At 45.3% G+C, this 23,751-nt stretch carries 25 protein-coding genes; 11 read left to right on the forward strand and 14 right to left on the reverse strand.

Annotated elements, in window-relative coordinates:
- Positions 1-130: 130 nt before the first annotated feature.
- From L0992_21365 to dcm, 6 genes are all read left to right on the forward strand, one after another.
- Complete coding sequence (locus tag L0992_21365) at positions 131-631, forward strand: hypothetical protein (protein ID XGB70400.1); 501 nt, start codon at positions 131-133, stop codon at positions 629-631.
- 329 nt (positions 632-960) lie between these two features.
- Entirely contained in the window at positions 961-2,760 is a 1,800-nt protein-coding gene (secD, locus tag L0992_21370) for a protein translocase subunit SecD (GenBank protein XGB68950.1), read from the forward strand.
- A gap of 2 nt (positions 2,761-2,762) precedes the next feature.
- Positions 2,763-3,704 (forward strand): protein translocase subunit SecF, encoded by a 942-nt coding sequence (gene secF / locus L0992_21375; GenBank protein XGB68951.1) that lies wholly within the window; start codon positions 2,763-2,765, stop codon positions 3,702-3,704.
- A gap of 201 nt (positions 3,705-3,905) precedes the next feature.
- Positions 3,906-4,772: a 23S rRNA (adenine(2030)-N(6))-methyltransferase RlmJ gene (rlmJ, locus tag L0992_21380; GenBank protein XGB68952.1), complete on the forward strand. Its 867-nt coding sequence runs from the start codon at positions 3,906-3,908 to the stop codon at positions 4,770-4,772.
- Between the two features lie 455 nt (positions 4,773-5,227).
- Positions 5,228-6,673, forward strand: coding sequence for an MvaI/BcnI family restriction endonuclease (locus L0992_21385; protein ID XGB68953.1), 1,446 nt, complete (start codon positions 5,228-5,230; stop codon positions 6,671-6,673).
- Between the two features lie 60 nt (positions 6,674-6,733).
- Positions 6,734-8,404: a DNA (cytosine-5-)-methyltransferase gene (gene dcm, locus L0992_21390; GenBank protein ID XGB68954.1), complete on the forward strand. Its 1,671-nt coding sequence runs from the start codon at positions 6,734-6,736 to the stop codon at positions 8,402-8,404.
- Positions 8,405-8,443: 39 nt separating this feature from the next.
- On the opposite strand, the gene L0992_21395 is transcribed toward dcm, so the two are convergent.
- The 3 genes from L0992_21395 to L0992_21405 form a co-directional block, all read right to left on the reverse strand.
- Entirely contained in the window at positions 8,444-9,532 is a 1,089-nt protein-coding gene (locus tag L0992_21395; protein ID XGB68955.1) for an alkene reductase, read from the reverse strand.
- A 73-nt stretch (positions 9,533-9,605) separates the two neighbouring features.
- A complete protein-coding gene (locus L0992_21400) occupies positions 9,606-10,799 on the reverse strand; it encodes an MFS transporter (GenBank protein ID XGB68956.1) in 1,194 nt (397 codons plus the stop codon).
- Between the two features lie 85 nt (positions 10,800-10,884).
- Positions 10,885-11,568: an SDR family oxidoreductase gene (locus L0992_21405; protein ID XGB68957.1), complete on the reverse strand. Its 684-nt coding sequence runs from the start codon at positions 11,566-11,568 to the stop codon at positions 10,885-10,887.
- Positions 11,569-11,693: 125 nt separating this feature from the next.
- Here L0992_21405 and L0992_21410 point away from each other — a divergent pair, with 125 nt between their 5' ends.
- The 5 genes from L0992_21410 (at position 11,694) to L0992_21430 (ending at position 15,542) form a co-directional block, all read left to right on the forward strand.
- Positions 11,694-12,629 carry a LysR family transcriptional regulator gene (locus L0992_21410; protein XGB68958.1) on the forward strand — a complete coding sequence of 312 codons (936 nt, stop codon included), beginning with the start codon at positions 11,694-11,696 and terminating at the stop codon, positions 12,627-12,629.
- A 108-nt stretch (positions 12,630-12,737) separates the two neighbouring features.
- Entirely contained in the window at positions 12,738-13,130 is a 393-nt protein-coding gene (locus tag L0992_21415) for a GFA family protein (GenBank protein ID XGB68959.1), read from the forward strand.
- Between the two features lie 29 nt (positions 13,131-13,159).
- The gene (locus L0992_21420) at positions 13,160-13,627 is read left to right on the forward strand and encodes an OsmC family protein (GenBank protein XGB68960.1); all 468 of its coding nucleotides are present in this window, start codon (positions 13,160-13,162) and stop codon (positions 13,625-13,627) included.
- Positions 13,628-13,746: 119 nt separating this feature from the next.
- Positions 13,747-14,979 carry a PatB family C-S lyase gene (locus L0992_21425; GenBank protein XGB68961.1) on the forward strand — a complete coding sequence of 411 codons (1,233 nt, stop codon included), beginning with the start codon at positions 13,747-13,749 and terminating at the stop codon, positions 14,977-14,979.
- 218 nt (positions 14,980-15,197) lie between these two features.
- Positions 15,198-15,542 carry a ribosome recycling factor family protein gene (locus L0992_21430; GenBank protein XGB68962.1) on the forward strand — a complete coding sequence of 115 codons (345 nt, stop codon included), beginning with the start codon at positions 15,198-15,200 and terminating at the stop codon, positions 15,540-15,542.
- A 159-nt stretch (positions 15,543-15,701) separates the two neighbouring features.
- Here the strand turns inward: L0992_21430 and L0992_21435 are convergent, their stop codons facing one another.
- The 11 genes from L0992_21435 to L0992_21485 all read right to left on the reverse strand — a co-directional run bounded on the left by L0992_21435 (position 15,702) and on the right by L0992_21485 (position 23,747).
- Positions 15,702-15,941: an RNA-binding protein gene (locus tag L0992_21435; protein XGB68963.1), complete on the reverse strand. Its 240-nt coding sequence runs from the start codon at positions 15,939-15,941 to the stop codon at positions 15,702-15,704.
- A 107-nt stretch (positions 15,942-16,048) separates the two neighbouring features.
- Positions 16,049-16,723, reverse strand: a complete 675-nt coding sequence (locus tag L0992_21440) for an SDR family NAD(P)-dependent oxidoreductase (GenBank protein ID XGB68964.1) — start codon at positions 16,721-16,723, stop codon at positions 16,049-16,051.
- 226 nt (positions 16,724-16,949) lie between these two features.
- Positions 16,950-17,213, reverse strand: coding sequence for a DNA polymerase III subunit epsilon (locus tag L0992_21445; protein XGB68965.1), 264 nt, complete (start codon positions 17,211-17,213; stop codon positions 16,950-16,952).
- Between the two features lie 228 nt (positions 17,214-17,441).
- The gene (locus tag L0992_21450; GenBank protein ID XGB68966.1) at positions 17,442-17,984 is read right to left on the reverse strand and encodes a DUF3833 domain-containing protein; all 543 of its coding nucleotides are present in this window, start codon (positions 17,982-17,984) and stop codon (positions 17,442-17,444) included.
- A complete protein-coding gene (locus L0992_21455) occupies positions 17,981-18,604 on the reverse strand; it encodes a chalcone isomerase family protein (GenBank protein XGB68967.1) in 624 nt (207 codons plus the stop codon). Before L0992_21455 ends, L0992_21450 begins: the two co-directional genes overlap by 4 nt.
- A 3-nt stretch (positions 18,605-18,607) precedes the next feature.
- Complete coding sequence (locus tag L0992_21460) at positions 18,608-19,132, reverse strand: DUF2878 domain-containing protein (protein XGB68968.1); 525 nt, start codon at positions 19,130-19,132, stop codon at positions 18,608-18,610.
- Positions 19,110-20,390, reverse strand: coding sequence for a cyclopropane-fatty-acyl-phospholipid synthase family protein (locus L0992_21465; GenBank protein XGB68969.1), 1,281 nt, complete (start codon positions 20,388-20,390; stop codon positions 19,110-19,112). The genes L0992_21460 and L0992_21465 overlap by 23 nt, the downstream gene beginning before the upstream one ends.
- Before the next feature lie 117 nt (positions 20,391-20,507).
- Positions 20,508-21,314 carry a DUF1365 domain-containing protein gene (locus L0992_21470; protein XGB68970.1) on the reverse strand — a complete coding sequence of 269 codons (807 nt, stop codon included), beginning with the start codon at positions 21,312-21,314 and terminating at the stop codon, positions 20,508-20,510.
- Positions 21,311-22,582 carry an FAD-dependent oxidoreductase gene (locus L0992_21475; GenBank protein XGB68971.1) on the reverse strand — a complete coding sequence of 424 codons (1,272 nt, stop codon included), beginning with the start codon at positions 22,580-22,582 and terminating at the stop codon, positions 21,311-21,313. Before L0992_21475 ends, L0992_21470 begins: the two co-directional genes overlap by 4 nt.
- A gap of 2 nt (positions 22,583-22,584) precedes the next feature.
- A complete protein-coding gene (locus L0992_21480) occupies positions 22,585-23,316 on the reverse strand; it encodes an SDR family NAD(P)-dependent oxidoreductase (protein ID XGB68972.1) in 732 nt (243 codons plus the stop codon).
- Positions 23,316-23,747: a nuclear transport factor 2 family protein gene (locus tag L0992_21485; protein ID XGB68973.1), complete on the reverse strand. Its 432-nt coding sequence runs from the start codon at positions 23,745-23,747 to the stop codon at positions 23,316-23,318. The genes L0992_21480 and L0992_21485 overlap by 1 nt, the downstream gene beginning before the upstream one ends.
- Positions 23,748-23,751: the final 4 nt, after the last annotated feature.

Consider the following 23,751-nt stretch of genomic DNA (forward strand, 5'->3'; position numbering starts at 1 on the left):
GTTGCATCGCATCATTTTCTAAAAAAATGTTTTAAATCAAGACAGCGTTTCATTTGTATTGTAGATTGACGATCTACGAGAATGTTGTTTGGATATTAGATTGCTGAAACTGGGTACCCGATTAGTCTTAATGTTGTTTTTACTGAGCTTTGGCTTAGTGAATTCTAACGGCTATTCGTTTCCTTCTAAGCCGTTTCAAATCGATTCTGCTCAACAGCAATCCTTTGCAAACAAACAGTCTTCTGCGGAAAAACAATCTTCTTCGGAAAAACAATGTAAGCAAGCCGCGGTTGATGATCCATCAGCTTATTTAGAGTGCGATAAAGTTCAGTTGGGCACTGCGTCTGCCGGTGACAGTTCCAACTACCACGATACTGAATCGAGCCTTCAAGCGACCACTTACCGACGTATATTAACCAATGAGCAAGAAAGCGGGGCCGATCTAAAGCCTTCTTATCATCTGCTTATTGATTTTTCTCCTCCTTCTTTGCTGGCCTCTCTGTTGGTCAACACACCTCTGTTGGATCAAAAACAACACTGGACCAGTATTGTGAGTTCTCCATCTTCCCGGCTTTCTGGGTGGAAAGAGGGCAACATACAATATTCCCACTTTCGAGATCTTCTTAGCTAATCGTTTGACCCCAAATTGGTCGTATCGATGGTCACTTGTGCCCGTTGAACTCGCCAGTTAATCAAATATAGCGACACATAATTTTAGCCTCACTATCTTCAATCAGCTTGTTCTGGTTGTCGCTAGTCGTCACTTGTGTTCGCAAAACATTAGACATACCAATCGTAGTAAATAAATGGACACCCTAGCTGGTTAAAATGCTCGATAACTGCGTTAGAATTTTTGATTGTAGAATAGCTACTTATCGAAAAACCCTGCCTTGTTCTCAAGCCTTTTTCCTGCGCTAGTGTCGATCATTTATTCACCGTGATTGGTAAAAAGAAGAGATCTTGACTGTGAAAAAGCGCATTCCAAGAAAACAAATCAACCACTACGCAAAGTGGAAATACGTGGTGCTTATCGCCACCATCATCATCATGGTTCTGAGTGCTCTGCCTTCTTGGTATGGCGAGAACGCTTCGGTTCAAATTAGTAACCGTTCAGATCAAACGATCGACGCTACTCAGGTAACTCAATACCTTGCGAGTGAAGGTATCCAAGCCAAATCAGCCTTTCAAAAAGACAAACGTTTAGTGGTTATCTTAGAAGATGCCGAGCAACAAGCGAAAGCTAAAGAAGTGCTGAATGATCGCCTACTAGACAACGCAACTGTAGCTCTCGCGATGGAGCCAGCAGCACCAAAATGGTTGACTGATATGGGCTTCGCACCGATTCAGCTAGGCCTTGATTTACGTGGCGGTGTGCAGTTCTTGTTAGAAGTGGATATGGAGCCGGTTTACCACGCACAAGCGCAAGCTATGGTCGATGAGATCACCAGCGAAGTGCGTTATGCCCGCGGTAAAGTGGTGAACAACCAAGTGGAATTTAATTTCCGCACTGACGCGGATTTCGAAAAAGCGCAAAAGCTGATCCGTGAAGAATTCCCACAATGGCTACGTGATAGCTCAGACAAAAAGCTGACTCTAACGCAATCTGAAGATGAACAAAGAACGCTACGCAACCTAACGGTTCAACAAAACCTACAAATCATGCGCAGCCGTATTGAAGAGCTAGGTATCACAGAGGCTTCAATTCAACGCCAAGGTGAAAGCCGTATTCGTATCGAACTTCCGGGTGTGCAAGATCCAGCAGCAGCGAAAGACGTGATTGGTGCAACGGCATCATTGGCGTTCTACTCTGTTTACGATAACCCAACGCGCAACACTCAAACGCTAAAAGATACAGATGGCAATCGTGTTGTTGTCGCTCGCAAAGCGGTACTGAGCGGTGAGCACATTATCGATGCTCGTAGCGGCATTGGTGAGATGGGCAGTGCAGAAGTAAACATCACGCTGGATTCAGCGGGTGGTAAGAAAATGTCTGAGTTCTCTCGTCATAACATCGGCAAGCCAATGGCAACCGTGTACAGCGAGTACAGCCGTGACAGAGCCGGTAACAGCGAGAAAACCAGTGAAGTGATCAGTGTGGCGAACATCCAATCTCAATTGGGCAGCCGCTTTAGAATCACGGGTGCAGGTAGCATGGCGGAAGCACAAGAGCTGGCTCTATTGCTTCGTGCGGGTTCATTGACTGCGCCAGTAACCATTATTGAAGAGCGCACCATTGGTCCATCTTTGGGTGCTGAAAACGTCACTAACGGCTTTGCTGCTTTGGCACTTGGCCTTGGTCTAACTCTCACGTTTATGGCGCTATGGTATCGCCGCCTTGGTTGGGTTGCGAACGCTGCATTGGTCGTCAACATGACCACACTATTTGGTTTGATTGCGATGCTACCGGGTGCGGTATTAACCCTGCCAGGCATTGCGGGCTTGGTATTAACGGTCGGTATGGCGGTAGATACCAACGTACTTATCTTCGAACGTATTCGAGACAAAATGAAAGAAGGGCGCAGCTTTGCGAGTGCGATCGACCGTGGCTTTGATAGCGCATTTTCTTCAATCTTCGATGCCAACGTCACTACCATGATTGTTGCCGTGGCTCTGTACACCATTGGTAATGGACCGATTCAAGGGTTCGCATTGACCCTAGGTTTGGGTCTTCTAACCAGTATGTTTACAGGTATTTTTGCGTCACGCGCGATCATCAATTTGGCTTGGGGGCGTGACCAACGCCACGATGTAAGGATTTAAGCATGAGAACTTCAACAAAAGTGACTAATTCAGACCGCTATATTTCAGACAGCAATATGACTCGCCTTCGTAAGGTGATGTCTGTGATTTCTATTGTGCTGTTCATGAGCTCTGTGATGCTGGTGGCAGTAAAAGGTTTTAACTGGGGCTTGGACTTTACGGGCGGTGTGGTTGCCGAAGTTCAGCTTTCTGACCAAGTAACCAAAGACGATTTAAAAACAAAACTTGATGCCGCTTTCCAACAAGACGTACAAGTTGTTGGCATGGCAGAACAAGACCGCTGGACACTGCGTTACAGCCAATTGACGGACGCACCACAGCCTAACCTAGTGGATGTTTTGTCATCGGTGAGCGATCAAGTTCAAGTGCTTAACAGCAGCGTGGTTGGTCCTCAAGTGGGTCAAGACATGGTTGACCAAGGTGGCTTGGCAGTATTGGTGTGTTTCCTAATGATCATGCTGTACCTGAGTGTACGATTTGAATGGCGTTTGGCACTGGGTGCACTTGCTGCGATCATCTATGACGTGACGCTTATCTTGGGCTTATTCGCATTCACTCAGTTCGAATTCAACCTAACGGTATTAGCGGCGGTGTTAGCGATATTGGGTTACTCACTTAATGACTCAATCATCATCGCCGACCGTGTGCGTGAGATGCTACGTGGCAACCCTAACGGTGACACTGATAACTTGCTTAACGAATCAGTGAAAGCGACTTTCTCGCGCACCATGGTGACTTCAGGCACTACGCTAATCACTGTATCAGCGCTTTGGTTGCTTGGTGGCGCGGCACTGCAAGGATTCGCAATTGCATTGGTTGTCGGTATTGTCAGCGGTACGTGGTCTTCAGTATCAGTCGGTATTACCCTACCTAAATTGCTTGGCCTACAGCCTTGTCACTACCAAGTAAAAGCACCTGTAGAAGTTGAGGGAGAGTACCCTTAAGGTGTTTCTTAGCTAACAGCACGAGTTAGTGAGTAACTTCAGTAAAGCCCTTCGTTTGTAATAAGACGAAGGGCTTTATTTTTTATAAGAGTCAGACAGTTAGTCAAAAGAGAGGCTATTTCAAAAAACGATAGATTGAGCAGGAAAGCCCTCAGGATATGAAGTATGTTTATATGACGTCAGTAGAAATGAGGCAAGGGAATGGAATATCGACATCAATGTCATGTAGGCGACCACGGTGATGCCCTTAAGCATCCGGTATTGAGTGCTCTGGTTCAGTCATTAATGCAGCAGCATTCACGTCTCAATGTTATCGACACACACTCAGGGACAGGGTGTTACGACCTGACAACCGCACCAAGTAATCATGCAGGCGAGTTTGCCGAAGGGGTGGGGTACTTATGGCGAAACAAAGCTTATCTTCCAGAATCATTCGCGTCTTTTATGTCGGTGCTGGAATACTACAACCCTAATCAGCTTATCACTCTGTATCCCGGTTCTGCGGCCATTACGTATCAGCAAGGTCGAAGCCAAGACAGCTTCTATTTTTCCGATATTCAGCAAGATGAAGCCGATTTACTTCAAACCAATATTGAGAAGCTACAACGCGATCTGGATGTCTCAAGTAAGCTCACCATTACCGCAGGCGACGGGCTTAAAGCGCTACCCGATGATGTAGCTAAGCATGATAACCATCACCTGATTGTTATCGACCCACCCTATGAAACCGATGCTGAATATCTCGCAGTGATTGACGCCTTAGTGAAGGCATATCAGCAATCTGAGAAAGTCTCTGCGCTGATTTGGTATCCGCTCTACACCGATGACAAAAGCTCACTGATTTTGAACCACTGCGTGACAGCGGTGAAAGATGGCTTGCTACCAAGCCCGATTAAATCGGAATTGCGACTGCGCGATCCAAAGGGCGATGATCGCCTCATTGGTAGTGGGTTGTTACTGTTTAACCCGCCTCAAGGCATTGCCGGAAAAGTGGCTGACACGCTCGATTACTTACATAGCCAGCTCGCAACCAATGGTGAGGGTTATTGGCAAATGAGAAGTCTATAAATCTGATTTATATGGGATTTATGATGAATTTCTAGACGCTGTTCACTAAATCACTGTTATTTATGTGGTTTAAATTGACCAAACGCTAACTTTTATCGATTGATTAATTGTAGTGAATCATTTAAAAATAGAATATCAATGCGCACAAGTGCATAATGACTCATAAGTTAAATAATTAGTCCCAGATTGTGGTTTACCCCCTAAACTGCATTAGGCTCGCACTAGTCATGCGAGCCTTTCTTTTGCCTGAAGGAAATGTTTGTGCGTTTCATATCGATGTACCCAATTCTATTATCACCTAAACCAATAACCCGGAAGGAATGGGCACTGATCTAATGTCATATATTAATTTGATTAATTAAGTGTCTCATGGATGAAAAACTTGATGTAACTCGTTGATATCCTGGAATTTTAAGCATAGTGTCTAGTCTCATATCTGATACAAGGCTGAACCAATGTACGAATTCAACCATTTTGATCACTTCAACACCCCTAATTTGGCAGCTGCCAGTAAATTGTTGCAGGCGCATGGCTGTAATATTGCGTTGATTAAAGCATTACCTAAAAATGCTAATGATAAAAATCAGATATACATACACTCAGATGCGAGCTTACTTAACTCGATTTTCGCTCTTAACTTTCGCGATAGAGAAGCTAGTACTAGCCAGACAAAAAAGACCTCAAATCCCGGAAGAAGAATCCCAGAAGCGACATTTGAGCGTTTTTCATGGCTATCGACTGACGGAAAATTAGCTAAGACTAAAGCCTGTAAAGCCATCATTTATGCTCAATACCCTGAAGCTCGATTATCAGGGTTTGTAACCGATGATTTAGAGATGCCACGTTCTTTATCGGTCGATTACACAAAAAGTGATGAGTTGTTACCTCGCTATCTTATTATCGGGGCAACCAAGACTGGTGAGGCTGTCGCAATGATAGCCGTTAATCCGCCACAAGAGTTTGTCAAAGAGTTCAAAGCCCTCGAAAACTACTTTGGTTCTTCGGTGTGCAAGGCGGTTGTCATTGAACAAGAAACCGGAACTCAAAAGCTCAAAGCGATACTTAGAGAAAATGTTGCATCACAAACTTTACTTGGTTGTCGGTTTGACAAAGAGGGAAATACCATCCCTTTCACTGGGACTCAGGTACATGGTTATACTTTAGAGCATGCTTGTGGAATTAAGCCCAACGCAGATAAAAACGGTGATATTTTTGGTATAGAGCTCAAATGCTTTACACGCAAAAAATTAACGTTGTTTACTCCAGAGCCTGATGGGGGTTTGTATAAAGAAAACTTCAACTTATTCATGACGACCTATGGTTATGAAAAAGAAGGAGCATACCGTCTTACTGGCTTGCACCGTGCATATCAAGAGAACACAAAGAGCTTACTTACTCTTAAGATAACCTGTAAGCATGCAATCAAAGAAAAAGATGGAATAACAGGCAAGAAAACAATCCTGTATAAAGCTGGCTACTATGATCCTGAGATTCCAATCACAAAGCAAATGACTGATATGAAAGTTATTCTAGAAGACAGAAGTGGTGAAGTCGCGGCTAGTTGGTCACTGGAACGTTTACTGAACTGTTGGGGTGCTAAGCATAATGAAGTGGTTTATGTCCCAGCTCAAAAGCTGGTTAATGAAGAGCAGAGTACACTAGACAAAGGGTACAAGTGGAAGATTGATTTCATAGATCAAGTACTTTGGTGCAATAGAACAAATGCTGAAAAGTTATTCCAAGCTATTCATAAAGGCACTGTCTATTTAGACCCTGCCCCTAAGTACTGCCCTGATAGTCCTAAAGACAACAAACGTCGTTCTCAATGGCGCATTAATGATATTTATAAGGCTGCTGATAGTCTCTATGAAGAGACAAGACTTGTAAACTTGGTTAAATAACTCCAAAAGGGAATTTTGTGTGATAGCATGACACACAAAATTCCCAATAGAATAAAACCCATGCGATATCAAGAAATACTGAAAGGTGACATTGAAGACGAAAAGCGTATTGAGCGTAACTTACTTGCGACGAATAAGCTTTTGAAATTACTCGTGGAAATCTACGATCAGAAGAACTTGGCGATTAAACTTCAAGAGCTTGGCGGTAACTATTGCGATATCACTCGGGAGAAACTTAATAAGTGGAAAGCCAACCCTGAGGCTGGAATAATCGTCTTTCATGAAAAGGCGTTAGAAGACCTTCAAAATAAGCTTTTGCCTGTAAAACCAGCTCATTGGGATAACCCAGATTTCACTTTCATCGATCTTTTTGCTGGTATTGGTGGATTGCGTAAGGGTTTTGAAGACGTTGGAGGGAAATGTGTTTTTACCAATGAATGGGATTCTGCGGCTCGACGTACTTACCTTGCAAATCATTATGTAGATGAGCATGAGCTTCCTTATTTCTTAGATAACGAGAAAGAGAACGTAGAGAAAAACACTTCTTACATGGATATCACCAAGATCACCCAAAGTGGTGATAGCGGTGTTTCAGAAGAAGATAAGCAAGCTAATATATTAAAGCATATCCCTCAGCATGATTTATTACTTGCTGGCTTTCCATGTCAGCCATTTTCATTAGCAGGTGTATCTAAGAAAAATTCATTAGGTCGTGCCCATGGTTTTGAGTGTGATACTCAAGGAACGCTGTTTTTTGATGTTGAACAAATACTTATAACACGCCAGCCTAAGTACTTTGTTCTTGAGAATGTTAAGAACCTTAAAAGCCACGATAAAGGCAATACATTTGCGACGATCATTCGTTCGCTTGATCGAGCAGGATATTGGATCGCTGATATTTCCGATGTAGATAGCGATATTGAGGAAGCGATACAAGAAGTCCGCAAACGTAAACCTGAACCTACAGTCATTGATGGTGCGCATTTTACACCACAGCATCGTGAGCGTATTGTTTTAGTCGGTGTACGCAAAGATTTAGCAGAAGCCAACCCTAGCTTAAAACGATTATCACTTCGTAATATTGAAAAGCCACAGAAGCGTTATACTTTTGCTGAAATTCTATGTCCGTTAACTGATGCAGAAAAGAAAAAATATACGTTAACTCCTAATCTTTGGAACTACTTGTATCACTATGCATTGAAGCATCAAACCAAAGGAAATGGGTTTGGATTTGGCTTAGTAGATCCTAGCAATCCACACGCTGTGTCAAGAACACTTTCCGCTCGTTACTATAAAGATGGTTCCGAGATACTAATCAATCAAGATGCTTTGGAACCAGAATATCTAACTGATAATCGAGAACATGGTATTCGTAAGAACCTTGAACGTGATGAAGTTGCAAAATCTTTTGCCGATAGACTGAAATTGAATGACCCAGAAGTCGGAGAGAAAGAGTACAAACTAGCACTTAAGGAAGGTGAAAAGAAATATGATGAGTTACATGGCCGCTACGCGCCTGAGTTTGACTCTCTATATAAAACTCCGCGTCGCCTAACTCCTCGTGAGTGCGCGAGACTTATGGGGTTTGAAAAGCCGGAGTTTGACCGCAATGATAGTGATACCGATTTTAGAATTGTTTGCGCTGATACAGCAGCTTATAAACAGTTCGGTAATTCAGTGGTGGTCCCGGTATTTCGAGCCGTAGCTAACCTTCTGAAAACTAATATTTAAAGCGAAGGCCTACATTCATTATGTAGGCCTTTTTAGTAACTACAAAGCCGGATAATCGATGTAACCTTTTTCGTTACCGCCGAATAGGGTAGCCCCATCAAGTTCTGACAGTTCGCTGCCGTTTTGTAGGCGTGATACGAGATCGGGGTTGGCCACGAATGGGCGACCAAATGCGACGAGATCCGCGTAGCCTTTGCTTAGTACTTCTTCGGCGCGCTCTGGTGTGTAGCTGCCTGCGACGATAATGGTGTTAGAGAATAACTCTCTCAGTTCTACTCGGAAGCTTTCAGGAATAACCGGAGCGTCGTCCCAGTCTGCTTCTGATAGATGCAGGTAAGCGATATCACGTGCTTGCAGTGCTTTTGAGGCTTCTAAAATCGTTGGCACGATGTCTGGGCAGTTCATGTCTTTGAAGGTGATGAACGGAGCCAAACGTACGCCCACTTTGTCCGCGCCAATCGCATCAATGACAGCATCTACTACTTCTATTAGAAAGCGAAGTCGGTTCTCGCGGCTGCCACCATACTTGTCGGTTCGTTTGTTTGAGTTCGTTCTTAGGAATTGATCAATCAGGTAGCCATTGCCGCCGTGGATCTCGACCCCATTAAAGCCTGCCTCGATGGCCTTCTTCGCCGAGTTCGCAAAATCTTGAACGACGCGATTGATGTCTGCTTGGGTCATTTCTCTTGGCTGGATGCAATCCACCATGTTGCCATTACCATTCTCATCAGAAATCCACACCTGAGTTTCTATTGGTGCTAAAGCTGACGGTGCAATCGGCAGTTCGCCCTTTTGAAAAGTAGGGTGAGACACGCGACCGACATGCCATAGCTGACAGAATATCGCAGCGCCTTGTTCTTTTGCGGCTGTAGTTACTGGTTTCCAACCTTCGATTTGCGCATCGGTATAAACGCCGGGTGTGAATGAGTAGCCTTGAGAGTCATCTGAGATTTGCGTGGCTTCGGTGATGATTAAACCTGCACTGGCACGTTGCTGGTAATAGGTTGCCATCATATCGTTTGGCACGTTTCCAGGTTGGCTAGTACGAGCACGTGTCATGGGTGCCATAACGACACGGTTTTGCAGTTCTAAGCCTTTGAGCTCTGATGTTTCGAATAATTTGTTCATCGTATCTACCTTGTTTCAATTCCGTACTTTTTAATTCAGTGTTTTTAGTTTTGTGTTCGGTCTATAAGTCGTGTTATTTGCTTTCCGCAGGGCTGAAAATAGAGTTGCTTTGTGGCTTGTCAGCTCGGTTGGCTTTAGCGATAAGCAGTAAGCCAATGACAGGAACAACAACGGCTGCGAACGGAATCATTCCTGCGCCCAGTTGGCTGTCGAGTACCATGCCACCAAGGAATCCACCAAAGGCATTAGCCAAGTTAAACGCTGAGATATTGGCTGTTGCTGCTAGCTCTTGGCCTTCGCCACCGTGGTTCATCACTCGAAGTTGCATGGCAGGAACGTTCGCAAATGACGCAATACCAAAGACAAATGCAGCTGCAACGAATAGGATTTTGTTGTCTACCACTAGGCCCACCACAACCAATGACACGATCATTGCGACTGCCCAAAACATTGAAGCTTTACCTAGGTCTTTATCTGAAGAGCGACCGCCCAAGGTGTTACCTATGATTAAGCCGATACCCACAATTACTAAGATCCATGTGACTGATTCTTGGCCGTAACCCGTGATGTGCATAGCGATAGGTGCTAGGTATCCGTAGAGCGTCATGAAGCCAGACCAAGCAAAAGCGGTGATCGCCAAGCTGATAAGCAGCATTGGATTTTTGAACGCCATAAGCTGAGTTTTGATGTCTTTCGCTTCGCTGTGACCCGTTGATTTGATGGATGTCAGGATAGAAATCATCGCGACTGTGCCAAGTGCCGCCACGGTAAAGAAGGTGGTGTGCCAACCAAATTGCAAGCTCACCCAAGTACCTGCGGGAACGCCAAGAACGTTAGCGAGCGTTAAGCCTGCGAACATTTGTCCAACGGCGCGACCTGCCATTTTTTCCGATACTAAGTTGGTTGCGACAACGGTACCGATGCCATAGAAAGGACCTTGCACTAAGCCTGCGATAACACGGCTTGCCAGTAGAAGTGGATAGCTTGGCGCTAAGGCGGATAACACGTTGCCAATAATGAACAGCGCCATTAACCCAATCAGCACCATCTTCTTGTTAAAGCGTGCAAGGTAGATGGTTAAGATTGGCCCGCCGATAACGATAGCTAGCGCATACGCACTGATTAGATAACCTGCTTGGCCTTCTGTGATCGAAAGGGAGGTGGCAATTTGTGGGAGAATGCCTGCGATAACAAATTCAGCGGTGCCAATCGCAAAAGCCGCGAGTGTCAGTATCCAAACTTGGAATGGGATCTGTTCTTTTTTCATGATGATCTGCCTATGTAAATTCTGGTTTGTTAGGACGCTTAGATGCACGTCCTAACGATTGTTCTTTGTGTCTTTGCTAAGTGTTTTAGCTGAGCAGTGCACCGCCATCGATGTCGATGATTGAGCCGGTCACGTATGGGTTATTAATCGCGAACAGGTAACCTATGGCGATCTCTGAGGCTTCGCCCACCTTGCCTGCGGGTAAGTTGTTTTTTGCGTTGTCGTACATGGCTGAACGGGCGGTGTCGTCCATGTTTTTGTAGGCTGTCGTCATGGTTAAGCCCGGGCTTACGGCGTTCACTCGAATTGGTGCGAGCTCTTTCGCAAGCACTTTAGTTACGCTTTCAAGTGCGGCGTTGATGGCTGTTTTTACGTAAGTGCCTGCGACTACTTTGCGTGACAACATGCCCGTCGTGAGCGTGATAGAACCGTTGGGCTTCATGTAACGTGCAGCATGCTTGGCGACGTTTAGGCTGCCCCAAAATTTGGTATCAAATGCCGTTTTCGCGTCTTCAATCGCGACGTCTGTCACTTTTCCTGCCGGAGCAGATGAGCCAGCCGTGACCACCAAATGATCGAAGGGACCAATGGATTCGAAGTATTCACAAATCGACTTTTCATTGCTGATATCAACACCTGTGTGTCGACTGGCAATGTGCACTGTGCTGTCTTCGTTTCTCAATTGCATTGCTAGTGCTTTGCCGATGCCTGATGTGCCACCAATGATGACGAAAGTGCTCTTTTCTTGGTTCGCTTGTGTGTTGTTCATGGTCTAAATTCCTGCGTGTTCTGCTGATGGTTGCCATTATATTTGTTCGACTAAATTTGATAATTGGCTAAAATATAAATTCATTATTCGGTTTAAATGAACAATAGAGCGAGAGCACGAATAGCATGGATAAGTTTTCAGACATGGCGATGTTCGTCAGTATTGTGAAGCATCAAGGGTTGGCCGCCGCTGGGCGTGAACTGGGTTTATCACCCGCGACCATGACAGCAAGGCTGCAGGCACTGGAAGAACGATATGGCGTGAAGTTGCTGAATCGAAGCACGCGACATGTGTCTTTGACGGACTCTGGCGAGCTGTATCATAAGGCGTGTCTGGAGATATTGGATAATGTCAGCGAGGCTGAAAACCTGATTCAGAATGGCGTGAAAGAGGTTAAAGGCCCATTAAAGATTGCGGCACCGAAAGACATCGGCAAGCAGTACATCCTGCCAATCTTGTCGGAGTTTTGTCAGCAGTACCCAGATGTGATTCCTTACCTGTATTTGAACGACAACCTGTCGAATATTGCTGAGTCAGGGATGGATATCGTGATCCGCTATGGGGAATTGGTCGACAGCAGTTTAATTTCTCGACGCTTATCTCCGAGCCGACGTGTACTGTGTGCCTCGCCTGAATATCTTGCTAAGCATGGAACGCCGTTGACGCCACAAGATTTGGTTGAGCACGACTGTTTGGCAATGCTGCGTAGCAATGAGGAACTCAAGACTTGGCACTTCCAAGATCACGACATGAAGAAGTCGATTACCGTAGTGCCAAAGCGATTCTCAGACGATGGTGAAGTGATTCGCTATTGGGCTCTAAAAGGCGAGGGTATCGCGCTTAAATCGGTGCTGGATGTGCAAGACGATATCAATAACCAACGCCTTGTGACTCTGCTTAATGGCTACATGAAAAACTTTAATACCTCGACCTCAGTATCAAGCGCCGACTTGAATGTGGTGTACATTAGCAAGAAATATCAGCCGAAGCGCATTCGACTCTTCCTAGATTATCTTCTTGAGAACTTCAGTGGTTTAGTTGAGAGATCAGGCAAGGAATAGACGCTCGCTTGCCTATGACGGATCTCTCGAACTCAGCGCTAGCTTACGGACAGAGATCATCGATCTGGTTATGATATCTGCAACATAAGGACGTGATTGGAGAGAGAAATGAAAGTCGTCGGTAACACGGTTATCCAACCTTTTCACAAAGCCACCTGCCACTGCGGTGCGGTTGAATTAGAACTCAGCTTGCCTAATGGAATAGAGAAGCCTCGTCGATGTGATTGTTCTATCTGTCGTCGTAGAGGCGCGATCGTTGGCTCTGTCGCGCTTGATGGTATCAAGATCCTCAAAGGGACTGAGCACCTCAAGCTTTATCAGTTTAATACCAATACCGCGAAGCATTACTTCTGCTCAAACTGTGGTATCTATACCCATCATCAACGCCGTTCTAGCCCGAATGAATATGGGTTTAATATCGGTTGCTTGGAAGGGGTGAATCCTTTTGATATTGGTGATGTGGTGACCAACGATGGTGTCAATCATCCAGCCGATCGTTAATTTATTGAGCATTGAAAAGGGAAGGGATTATGTCTGAATACGGAGCAGTCATTCGCTGGCAAAAAGCGCAAGATGAAACCTTTATCGACAATCAATACAGCCGCGGCCATACGTGGGAGTTCGATGGTGGTGTCATTGTACCTGCGTCGTCATCGCCTCATGTTGTGCCACTACCGCTGTCAGTTGAAGCTAATGTTGATCCAGAAGAAGCCTTTATCGCGGCACTTTCTAGCTGTCATATGCTGACTTTTTTGGGCATCGCGGCTAAACAGAAGTACGTAATTGAATCTTATGTTGATGATGCGATAGGTGTGCTTGAGGAAGATGAGTCAGGCCGTTCGTCCGTTACTACCGTGACTCTACGCCCTAAGATTGTATTTATTGGTAGCAAGATTCCAACCAACGCTCAACTCGATAAGCTGCACCACTTAGCGCACAAGAATTGCTTTATCGCGAATTCGGTCAAGACTGAGATAAAGGTCGAGATGCGAGATTAATTTTTATTTTCAGATTATTTTCTAAAAGCTTCGTCTTTTTGATGTCGCCATCGTCTTAAGGGTATTCATGCAATCCTATTGATTGTAAAAGACTGAAAGAATTATTTGAGGACACCTCCATGACAGCGTTTAAGAGTACATCGAACTACGGTGAAAATGCGTTTATCAAAAGCAAACCGCAGATGCTACAGAACATTTATAACACCACGGATGTATTCCCATACTGGGTTGCCGATATGGATTTTCAGGTCGCGGAACCGATCACTCAAGAGCTGAATCGTTTGGTTGAGCGCGGTGTGTACTCTTACGAATTTCATGAGCAAGGTGTGTTTGAAGCGTTGTCGCAATGGTATTCAAAACGTCATGGTTTAAACCTATCTGCGGACAAGTTTGTGCAAGTGCCGGGTGTGCTTTCTGGTATCGCTTTGCTACTACGCGAGTTCACCAACGAAGGTGATGGTGTGCTTATCCATACACCAGCGTATCACCAGTTTTCGAACTTGGTGAACAAGGCTAATCGTCAGGTCGTGAAGAGCCCACTCATCAATGATGAGCAAGGTTACCGCATTGATTTCGATGGTATGGAACAGCAGATCATCGACCACAAAGTAAAAACGATGATTTTCTGTAATCCACATAACCCAACTGGTCGTGTGTGGACGCAGCAGGAAGTAACACAGGTTATCGAGATTGCTAAGCGTCATGATGTGTTGATCATCAGTGATGAAATCCACTCAGACATTATCTTTGAGGGTCACGCTTTCACGAGCTTGACCAGCTTTGATTACGACAAGGTCATCACCTTGATTGGCTCTCCGGCGAAAACCTTCGGTATGCACAGCATCTCAAATGGCTATGTGTACACGAACAATGATGAGCTATTTGAAGCGTTTAAAGCCAACGTAGCGGCGATGTATCTTGATCATGGCAATGCCTTGACGACCTTTGCGACTATTGCCGCCTTTGAAAAAGGTGAAGAGTGGCTAGACGGCATGTTGGTGTATCTTCAAGACACGGTTAAATGGATCTCTGAGTTTGCTGAGCAGCGTATTCCTCAATTGAAAGTGTTCCAACCGCAAGGCACTTACCAAGTGTGGTTTGATTTCTCAGAGTTAGGTTTCTCGGAAGAAGAGCTAAAGAACGTGGTGTTTGAGCAGGCTAAAATGGGGTTAACACCGGGCGGCTGGTTTGGCGCTGAGAGTTATCATTTTATGCGAATGAACATCGCTACTTCACGTGACAATATTGAGCAATCATTTACTGCGTTAGCTGATGCGATTGATGGCTTTGAGCGTGGCTCTGTGGTGAACTCAAATTGTTGCGAAAAAGGCAATTCAAAAAGCTGCTGTTAAATCCAATAGTACACAACAAGCATTGAAATCAGAGCGTGTAACGGCACGGCTTTAAAATCCGATTAGAATAAAATAACCGCGAGTCTGCATAGCGCATGACTGGCGGTTTTTTTGTGTCTGTGTAATCCTACTCATGGTTTTATTGAGTTGTGATTGAAGTGCTGAGTTACAAATAAATAATGCTTCAATGATTGATAGAGATTGGTTGGCAGAGAGTTATGTTTAGCGTCCCACTGAATAGTTTTGTACATCGTGTGAGTGATAAAAGCCAAGTGATGGCGAGTGCGACTGAGTGTGGATGCCAGTTGAAGCGAATTCGTCGTTCACGCAATTGGTTATTAGTGGCTCAAGAACATCAACTCATCGAATTTAAAACCCTGCTCACCCATGAAAAAGACGGTTGGATAGCGATTGCGATAGACAAAGTACTGCCTAAACCTGTGGTGTGTTTGGCTTCGCTGCTAGCGGCGACACCCTCGATGACGGTCGCTCAGCTGGTGATGGAGTCAGGATGTTCAATGGCAGAAGCAAGGCGTGCGATTGATGAGCATGAAGGGTTATAAATGCGAGCTTTAAATAAGCCGATCGTGTTGTGAAAAGAGAATCGCAAGCAGCAAAAAGCCCGTAACGATATTGCGCTTTTCAGCGGAATATCGTTACGGGCTTTATCATCTGTGCTGCATTAAGCTAAGCCATGTGGCTTCTTATGAAGCGTTGCTCGATTAAGAGTTCGCTACTTTTACACGAATCGTGTTTTTGCCAAGCTTAGTCATGTTCAGCTTGTTTAGTGCTGCTTTCGCTTCTTCGTGCTCTGGCATTTCAACAAAAGCAAAGCCTTTTGAGTCGCCAGTTTCTTGGTCTAAAACTAGGCTGCACTCTTTTACTGAGCCAAACTCAGAAAATAGCACACGGATGTCTTGCTCAGAAGTAGAGCGCGATAGGTTACGAACTAGAAGTTTCATAATAAACCTTGAATATGAATTTACGCCGAGCATTGTCGCACACTTTCATGCTCACCCTCACAAATAATTGTTTCGCGACTCTATTTCCTTGTCGCTCTGTCTAAGCACTAGCCGCGGTTTATTGTGATGTCTGATACAAAGCCATGTTCAGTGCTGGTTAACGCTTGTTGCAGCATTTGAGCGGCTTCTTGAGCGGTCATAAAGCTAGAGGTATCCATTGCTTTGCCACTCGTTCCCCAAAACTCGGTCGCCATTCCGCCGGGATAGACAGCAACGATTTTCATCGGGTGACCTTTTAGCTCCAATCTTACTGATTCGATAAAGCCTTTCACTGCCCACTTAGCAGCACAATAGGTGGACTCTTCCGCTTTAGCGCCTTGGGCTGCTGTCGACATAACCACAGCAATCGTAACGGGCTGATCTTTGTAACGCTGAACCAATTCTCGAACCAAAAAGATCGACGATTCGATGTTGTTTTTCAACATGTCACTGATGGCTGCAGGATCCTGTTGTTCTATCTTACCGAAGTAGCCACTGCCAGCACTGTGAATCACAAGCTTAGGCATTTCTGGCAACGCATCAAGCATCTCGCTCACGGATTGTGGGTCACAGAGGTCACACGCGTGGCTAATGGTATTCGCCGGTAGGTTTTTCGCTACCTCAGCTAAACGTTGTGCATTGCGACCTGTAATGGCGATGCGCTGAGTGTCTGTTGCAGTGTTAGCGTATTGTGTCGCGAGCGCTGCGCCTAAACCGCTGCTTGATCCGGTAATTAAAATCATACTGTCTTAGATTTGTAGAATTGAATCGAAATAGTAAGGGGCTGAGATGAGTTTTTCTGAGATCTATGGCTAAAGTTGGTCGATGGATTGATTGATGAGCTGAACGGTAAAGCAGAGATTAGAGATGAGTGAGGTGAAAGGGCATGTTAATTCATCTCGAGAGGGACGTGCTTCAGAAAGTAAAAGCGCTAGCATAGTGCCAGCGCTTTTGAGCAATCAGAAGTGATTATTCGTCGTCGAACTGTTTAACAGTGAACGCGTCTTCGATTCGGTTTAGCTCTTCTTGTTCTTTAACTCGCTTCTCTTCTTGGAGAGTCGCTTTCATCTCGTTAAGGCGCTTTTTCTCTGACTTAGTCAGGAACTTCACTGCTTTTTTGTTGGTCAGTGCGTAAGCAACTACGTCTTCACCTTTTTCTCTGCGGTCGTTTACGCGTTGTGAGAAACGTTCATTGTCGCGAGCTTTACGCTCCGCTGAGGTCAACTTGCTCATGCTTTAAAGCCTTTTCAATTAATCATGGTAGGGAATCTACGCTAAGCGAAACAAACAGGAACTGCTGAGTATGAGTCTAGCCCATTTGTATGCTGGTGGCGCATCTTAGCACAGAGGCTTGAGCTTTCAGGTATGCAATTCGCGGGAACAAACAAGACAGCCCACAACATGTCGTTGTGGGCTGTAATTAAAGGCTAACCAAACAGGGTAAAGCTAAGGCTCGTTCAATCAGATTTTCTCGATGTATAAGATGACCTCTCCGACCTTGAAGCCGAATTTAGACATCTCAGTTTTGTTGAACAATCGTTTGTCATCCATTAAGAACATCCAATCATCTAACACGACTTCATAAGTGCTGCCGTCGACTTCTATTTCTAAATCGTATTTCCAATACAGAGCCGAACCTTGGGTCTCGCCGTAAGCGGTGCCTACTACATCATTGGCAGTACCTGAATAGGTATTTTCGCCGGTTTTTATCAGGTTCCAAATTCGGGTTGAACGCTCACCATCGGCGAAAGAGAACCACTCTTTGATCTCTCCATTGTCACCGTCCCACGTGGCGATAAGCTTGGCGTCGAAGCGGCGTAGTAAATTGCCAGAACGGTCGAGCACGATACCGTAGGCCATTAACTCGCCATTAAAGAAGGTTTCAAGCTTGAGCTCGGGAGTAGTGTCTACGTGATTCTCTAGATTTGCAGAGCCACAACCCGCTAGCCAAGTGAGAGAAAGCAGTGCTAGAGCGTATTTTATTATTTTTGTTTTTTGACTCATTTATTTAAACCTAATAGTTGTTTGCGAAGGCCGGGCTCGGATGTGTTTTCAGATAACCAGATAGCTAAGAAGGCTTCGCCAAACTGTTTGTCTTGGATTACCCCGATAGGTTGCTCGTCGAAGTAAAAGCGGCTGACATTATCTTCAGCTACGCGAATGGTGAGAGTGCTTCCTGCTTCAACGTTTGGCCACATCGCGTACAAAGGCTTCAACCAACGCTGAATGCTGTTATTTGAGTAACCAAGTTTGTTCCACTGGTCTTCGGTTGCATCGACTAAATCTTTGCTATCGATTGCACGGTAATATTCAAGCTTGAGTGCGCGTTCAGAGTTGGTTGGTGTTGCGTAGAACTCAGCAGAGTAAAGTGTCCAAAACAAATAGCTCATTTCGCCTTGGCCGCGTTTATTTAGGTCATCGACCGCAGATGCTTTCGCGTTTGCGGTAAATAGCAGCGCGGCAAAGATTAAAGATAGAGTGATGAAGCCGAAGAGTTTATTTTTGGTTTGCGTATGAGCGGTGTGCGTATGAGTAGTTTGAGTATAAAAGTTTGATAGCGCACCAACGCGACTAGTGCCGCTCTCTGTTTTGAGCGCTTTTGCAGAGTTGCGTGAATAAGCCATAAGTCACCTCGTTGTCCTTGCCATTTCAGGTTGTATTAAGTTGGAGTAGGCGGCCACCAGTAAGGGCAACAAAATCCCCCAACTCATTGCAAGGGCAGCAACTACCGATGCATCTGGCCAAGTAGTAAGAAGGGCGCCTGCTTTGATGCCTCCCCAATAACTACTAGTACCTGCTACGAACCCTATGGCGAACAAGATCACTTTCGAGCATTTTAAAAGCCAATTAAGACTGTGGTTGAAGCTAATCAAAAACATGATCCATAGGCAGATGAGCCACACTGGAAACCATGATTGATTGGCAATTTCAGAATCGACGGCAAACACGCCGAAGTGGAGCATGAGGCTATCGAGTAATAGCCCCAACGGAAGTAAACAGAGTATTTTCAGGTCGCTATTGCGAGTTGGAGAGAGAAAGAAGTGCACGGCCACAATCAGTGGCGCGATGAACGGGGCTTGCGCGGTAAAGAATGCACTGCAAACCCAGGTCGCTTGAAACAGAACGAGATTAATAATCCAAAACCGTTTCATCTTTTGCTCCAAAGTAACGAGGTTTTCTGGCTACAACATGGTGAGTGCTGATCACGCGTTCTAGGAAAGCACCTTCACAGTAGCAGAAGTAGAAGATCCATAAGCGCTTAAACTCTTCTGAGTAGCCCAGAGACTCTAGCTCTTCCCAACTGTTTTCAAAGGCAACATTCCAGTCGTTCAGTGTGCGAGCGTAGTGTAGGCCGATGTCATCAATTTCTTGAACCACAAGGTCTGTACTGGTCGCAATATGTTGGGTCATGACGGAAACGGAAGGCAAACAGCCACCTGGGAAGATGTACTTCTGGATAAAGTCGACGCCTTTGCGGTATTTCTCGTAGCGGCTGTCAGCAATGGTGATGGCTTGAATCAACATCTTGCCTGAAGGTTTCAATAACGAAGAACACTTCTCAAAGAAGGTTTGTAGATATTCGTGGCCTACCGCTTCGATCATCTCAATAGAGACCAACTTGTCATACTCACCTGTTAGGTTGCGATAATCCTCTTTAAGCAGGGTGATTTTGTCGGTTAAACCAAGCGCTTTGACGCGTTGTTCAGCAAGCTCGTGCTGAGCGTCTGAAATGGTGGTAGTCGTCACGTGGCAGCCATAATGTTGAGCCATGAATATCGCCAAGCCGCCCCAGCCAGTGCCTATCTCAACCACGCTATCCGATTCTGAAAGTTCTAAACGTTCACAGATGGTTTTCATCTTGTTTTGTTGTGCTTTAGAAAGGGTTAAAGCGTCTTCGCTGTAGATAGCCGATGAGTATTGCATTGAGCTATCTAGGAATCGCTCATACAGTTCGTTGCCGATATCGTAGTGAGCCAGAATGTTGCGTTTAGACCCTTGCTCGGTATTGGCATTCTTACGGCGCAGTAGCAGATTTTTGATGCGAGAGATCCATTGTGTCTTATCGTCCAGTTCGTCCAATTGCGCTTGGTTACGCGCCATGATCTGGATAACGCGAGTTAGATTCGGGCTAGTCCATTTACCATCAATGTAGGCTTCGGATGCCCCGATACTGCCGTTGATGACGACATCTCTAAAAAAGGTCGCATCATGAATCACGATTCGACCTTTCAAGTCGGCTTCTCGATCACCAAACACTGAATGCTGATCGCGCTCGATGATTTCAAGCGTCGCGAATTGCAGTCGTTCTAACACCTTGAAGATTAAAGCTCGATATTTACAGTTGCTTGAAACAGCAACGGCATTAGCTTGTTGTTCAATGTTGTTGTTTTGTTTTGCAAGCTGTTCCATGTAAACCTCGCTGAGAATTCATTCTAACTTTTTGCCAACTAAAGTCGGGTGCTGTTCTTTGGTTAAGCACACCCAAATCGATACTTGAGTTGTACTGTCTAGTTACTGTAAAGGCGCTTAAGACGTTGAGTCTGGGTGCGCCACGAACGGTACTTTTTTCAGGAATAATTTGAGAGCCTGATAATAGATACCCATCACGACTTTTATCGTCATTGCCGGAATCTTGAATACCGTTCGTCTAATGTTTTTCTTGGTCACAGGCTGCTTGGTCAGTGCCAGTGTCGCATCGAAAATTTTGTCGCTTCTGCGGCTCTCGATGTGAACGAGTGTTCGTTTCGCTGGTGGCTTAATCTTCCAAAAATAGGTCATGTTTAAGTCCATGAACGGCGAAACGTGAAACTCTTTCTTTACCTTCAGCTCTTGGTGCATGTCGATGAGGTAGTAGTGTCTTTCTCGCCAAGGCGTGTTACTCACCTCAGCCAACATATATTTGCAATCGCCTGTTTCGTCATAACAGAAGAAACAGTTGATCGGGCTAAAATAGATACCTAAACAACGGCACTGAGCCAGCATCGTCACACGGTTTGAATCAGACCAAACCCCACCAAGTTGTTGCACTTTGGAAGCTATACGTTGCTTGAGTGATTTAGGTTCATCCGCTAATACATTTTCTTTTTTTTCAGCGAGATAATCCGATTCGACAAAGCGAATCGGGTTATACCATCGAGTTCCGAACAGCGCACTGCGCGCTGTGGTTTGGGGCAGTTCATCAAGATCCAACCCCATCATATAAAGCTGATAACTGAACTCATGAGTGATGTCACCAAAACGGCGGTGTCTTACGTTACCCCAATAGATACCGCTGAACTCTTCACTCTTTTCGGATGCGATCCCCATGTTGGGTGTCATGGTGTGCGTGTTCATAGTGCTGAACTCGTACTCAAATCTAAGCCGAAGCGTTTAGTCACATCGAGCGCACTGTGAACGCCATCTTCATGGAATCCGTTGTACCAATACGCGCCTGCAAAGTGAGTCTTGTTTTGGCCGCAGATTTTTTCACGTTGTTGCTGTGCGTTCACCGTATTCGAATTCAGAACAGGGTGGTGATACACAAAGCTTCGAATGATTTTCTCTGGGTCAATCGCTTCACTCTGATTCAAGGTCACGCAGAAGGTATCTTGGCTTTCGATACCTTGCAGGATGTTCATGTTGTACGTCACACAAGCTGGTCGTTGGCTGTTGCCGTCGAGCATGTAGTTCCAGCTCGCCCACGCTAGCTTTCTGTCTGGTAGCAGGTTGGTGTCTGTGTGCAGTACCACTTCGTTGCGGCTGTATGGAATCTCGCCCAGTACTTGCTGCTCATGTTCGGTCGCGTCACCAAGTAGGCGTAAGGCTTGGTCTGAGTGACAAGCGAATATCACTTCATCGAAGTCTTGTGTGCCGCCATCTTCAAACTCAATGGTAATGCCAGTCTCTTGGCGGGTGACCTGTTTGATTGATGTGTTCAACGCGACCGGTTTGTTTAAACGCGAAAGGATGATCTCAACATAAGAGCGAGACCCTTTAGGGATCACATACCACTGCGGGCGGTTGGCAATGTCTAGCAGGCCGTGGTTGTAGAAAAACTGAATAAAGAATTTAAGCTCAAACTCTTCCATCTCTTCTAAGCTTGTCGACCAAATAGCGGCACCCATAGGCAGAATGTAGTGTTGACTAAAGAAGTCGGAAAACTGGTTATCACGCAAGAAACTGCCAAGGGTAACGTCAGGAGTAAACACATTGCTTTCGAATTGTGATTTACACAATTTGTTGAACTTAAGAATGTCAGAAACCAAAGACCAGAACTGCGGTTTGAAGATGTTACTCCTCTGCGCGAATAACGAATTAATGCTGTGACCGTTGTATTCAAACTTAGTGGTTGTGTTGTGAACGCTGAAACTCATCTCGGTGGGTTGCCTTTCGACGCCCAGCTGCTCGAGGAGTTGATTGAAATTTGGATAGGTTCGATCGTTGAATACGATAAAGCCAGTGTCGATAGAAAACGCCGAGCCTTGATGTTCAATATCAACAGTGGCGGTGTGACCCCCAACGTAATCATTTTTTTCGAATACCGTTACGTCGTGGTGCTTATCTAATATGTGCGCGCAAGTGAGTCCAGAGATGCCTGAACCAATAATGGCGATTTTCTTCATTGTTATACCATCCTTGAAGCGAGTTTTTGCCAAACTGGAGTTGGAAGCATTCTTAATAGCTTCATCAACATGATGAATCGTCTTGGGAAATCGATCTCACTCTTTCCTTGAGCAATACCGTTTACGATTCGCTGAGTTGCGGCCTCACTACTAATAATCATAGGCATAGAGAACGTATTTCGCTCGGTTAATGGTGTTTCTACGAAGCCAGGGTGCACAATTGAGACATGAATATCGTGCTGTGCTAGGTCAACCGAAAGCGTTCTACCTAAATATGTGAGTGCCGCTTTTGAAGCACCATAAGCCTCGGCTCTAGGCAAAGGCAAAAAGCTGGCGCTGGAGCTTACCAAAACCAAGCGACCGCCGGGTTTGAGGTTTTTGAGCCACGCTTTTAAGGCGTAGCCAATGGAGATTAGATTGATGTTGATGACGCGCTCGAAAAGCTCCGCATCAAAATTCAGTGGGTCGTCGATGTACTCACAATCCCCAGCATTCAATATCAACAGGTCGAGCGGTTGATATTGGTCTAGTGCCGGGAAGTTGTGGTAATCAGTTAGGTCAAAGCAAAGAGGCTCTATCGATGAGTGAGATAAATCCGTCTCGTGGGAATCGACTAAGGCTTGCAGTTTGTCTGGGTTACGGCCACAAGCAATCACCTGATGCCCTTGTTGAGCATAATCGAGTGTCAGTGATTGGCCGATACCTGAGGTCGCGCCTGTGATCATAATACGCATTATCGGCTCGCTCTTTTCTTGATGGATTTGATTGCGCAGCCCAAGACTGGAATGTGCTCATACAACATAGAGCCGACGTCGAGGTAGTCTCTGTGAAAGATCACTTGGTCATCGAGCATCTTCAAGTGGCTGTGGCCTTGAACTTCGATAGGCTTTTGACCATTCAACTGCTTGTGAGCGAATTGCATCGTCCAATATACCGCGGCTTCGCCATTGGCTTCAAAAACGTGCTCGATATGGAAATCACAGCTGGTCACTTGCGTGTAGATGTTCTCGAAGTAATGAGTGAGCGCAGCAATTCCGCTGACATGATGCAGCGGATCTTGGAATTCGATTTCAGGGTGATAAACCGTCTTTAGCACGTCGAAATTGTCGGTTCCGAGTTCCCGATACATGTTGAGAAAGTTATCAAGCCATAGAGAGTTATCCATAATA

The organism is Vibrio pomeroyi, assembly GCA_041879425.1.
Taxonomy (GTDB): Bacteria; Pseudomonadota; Gammaproteobacteria; order Enterobacterales; family Vibrionaceae; genus Vibrio; species Vibrio pomeroyi_A.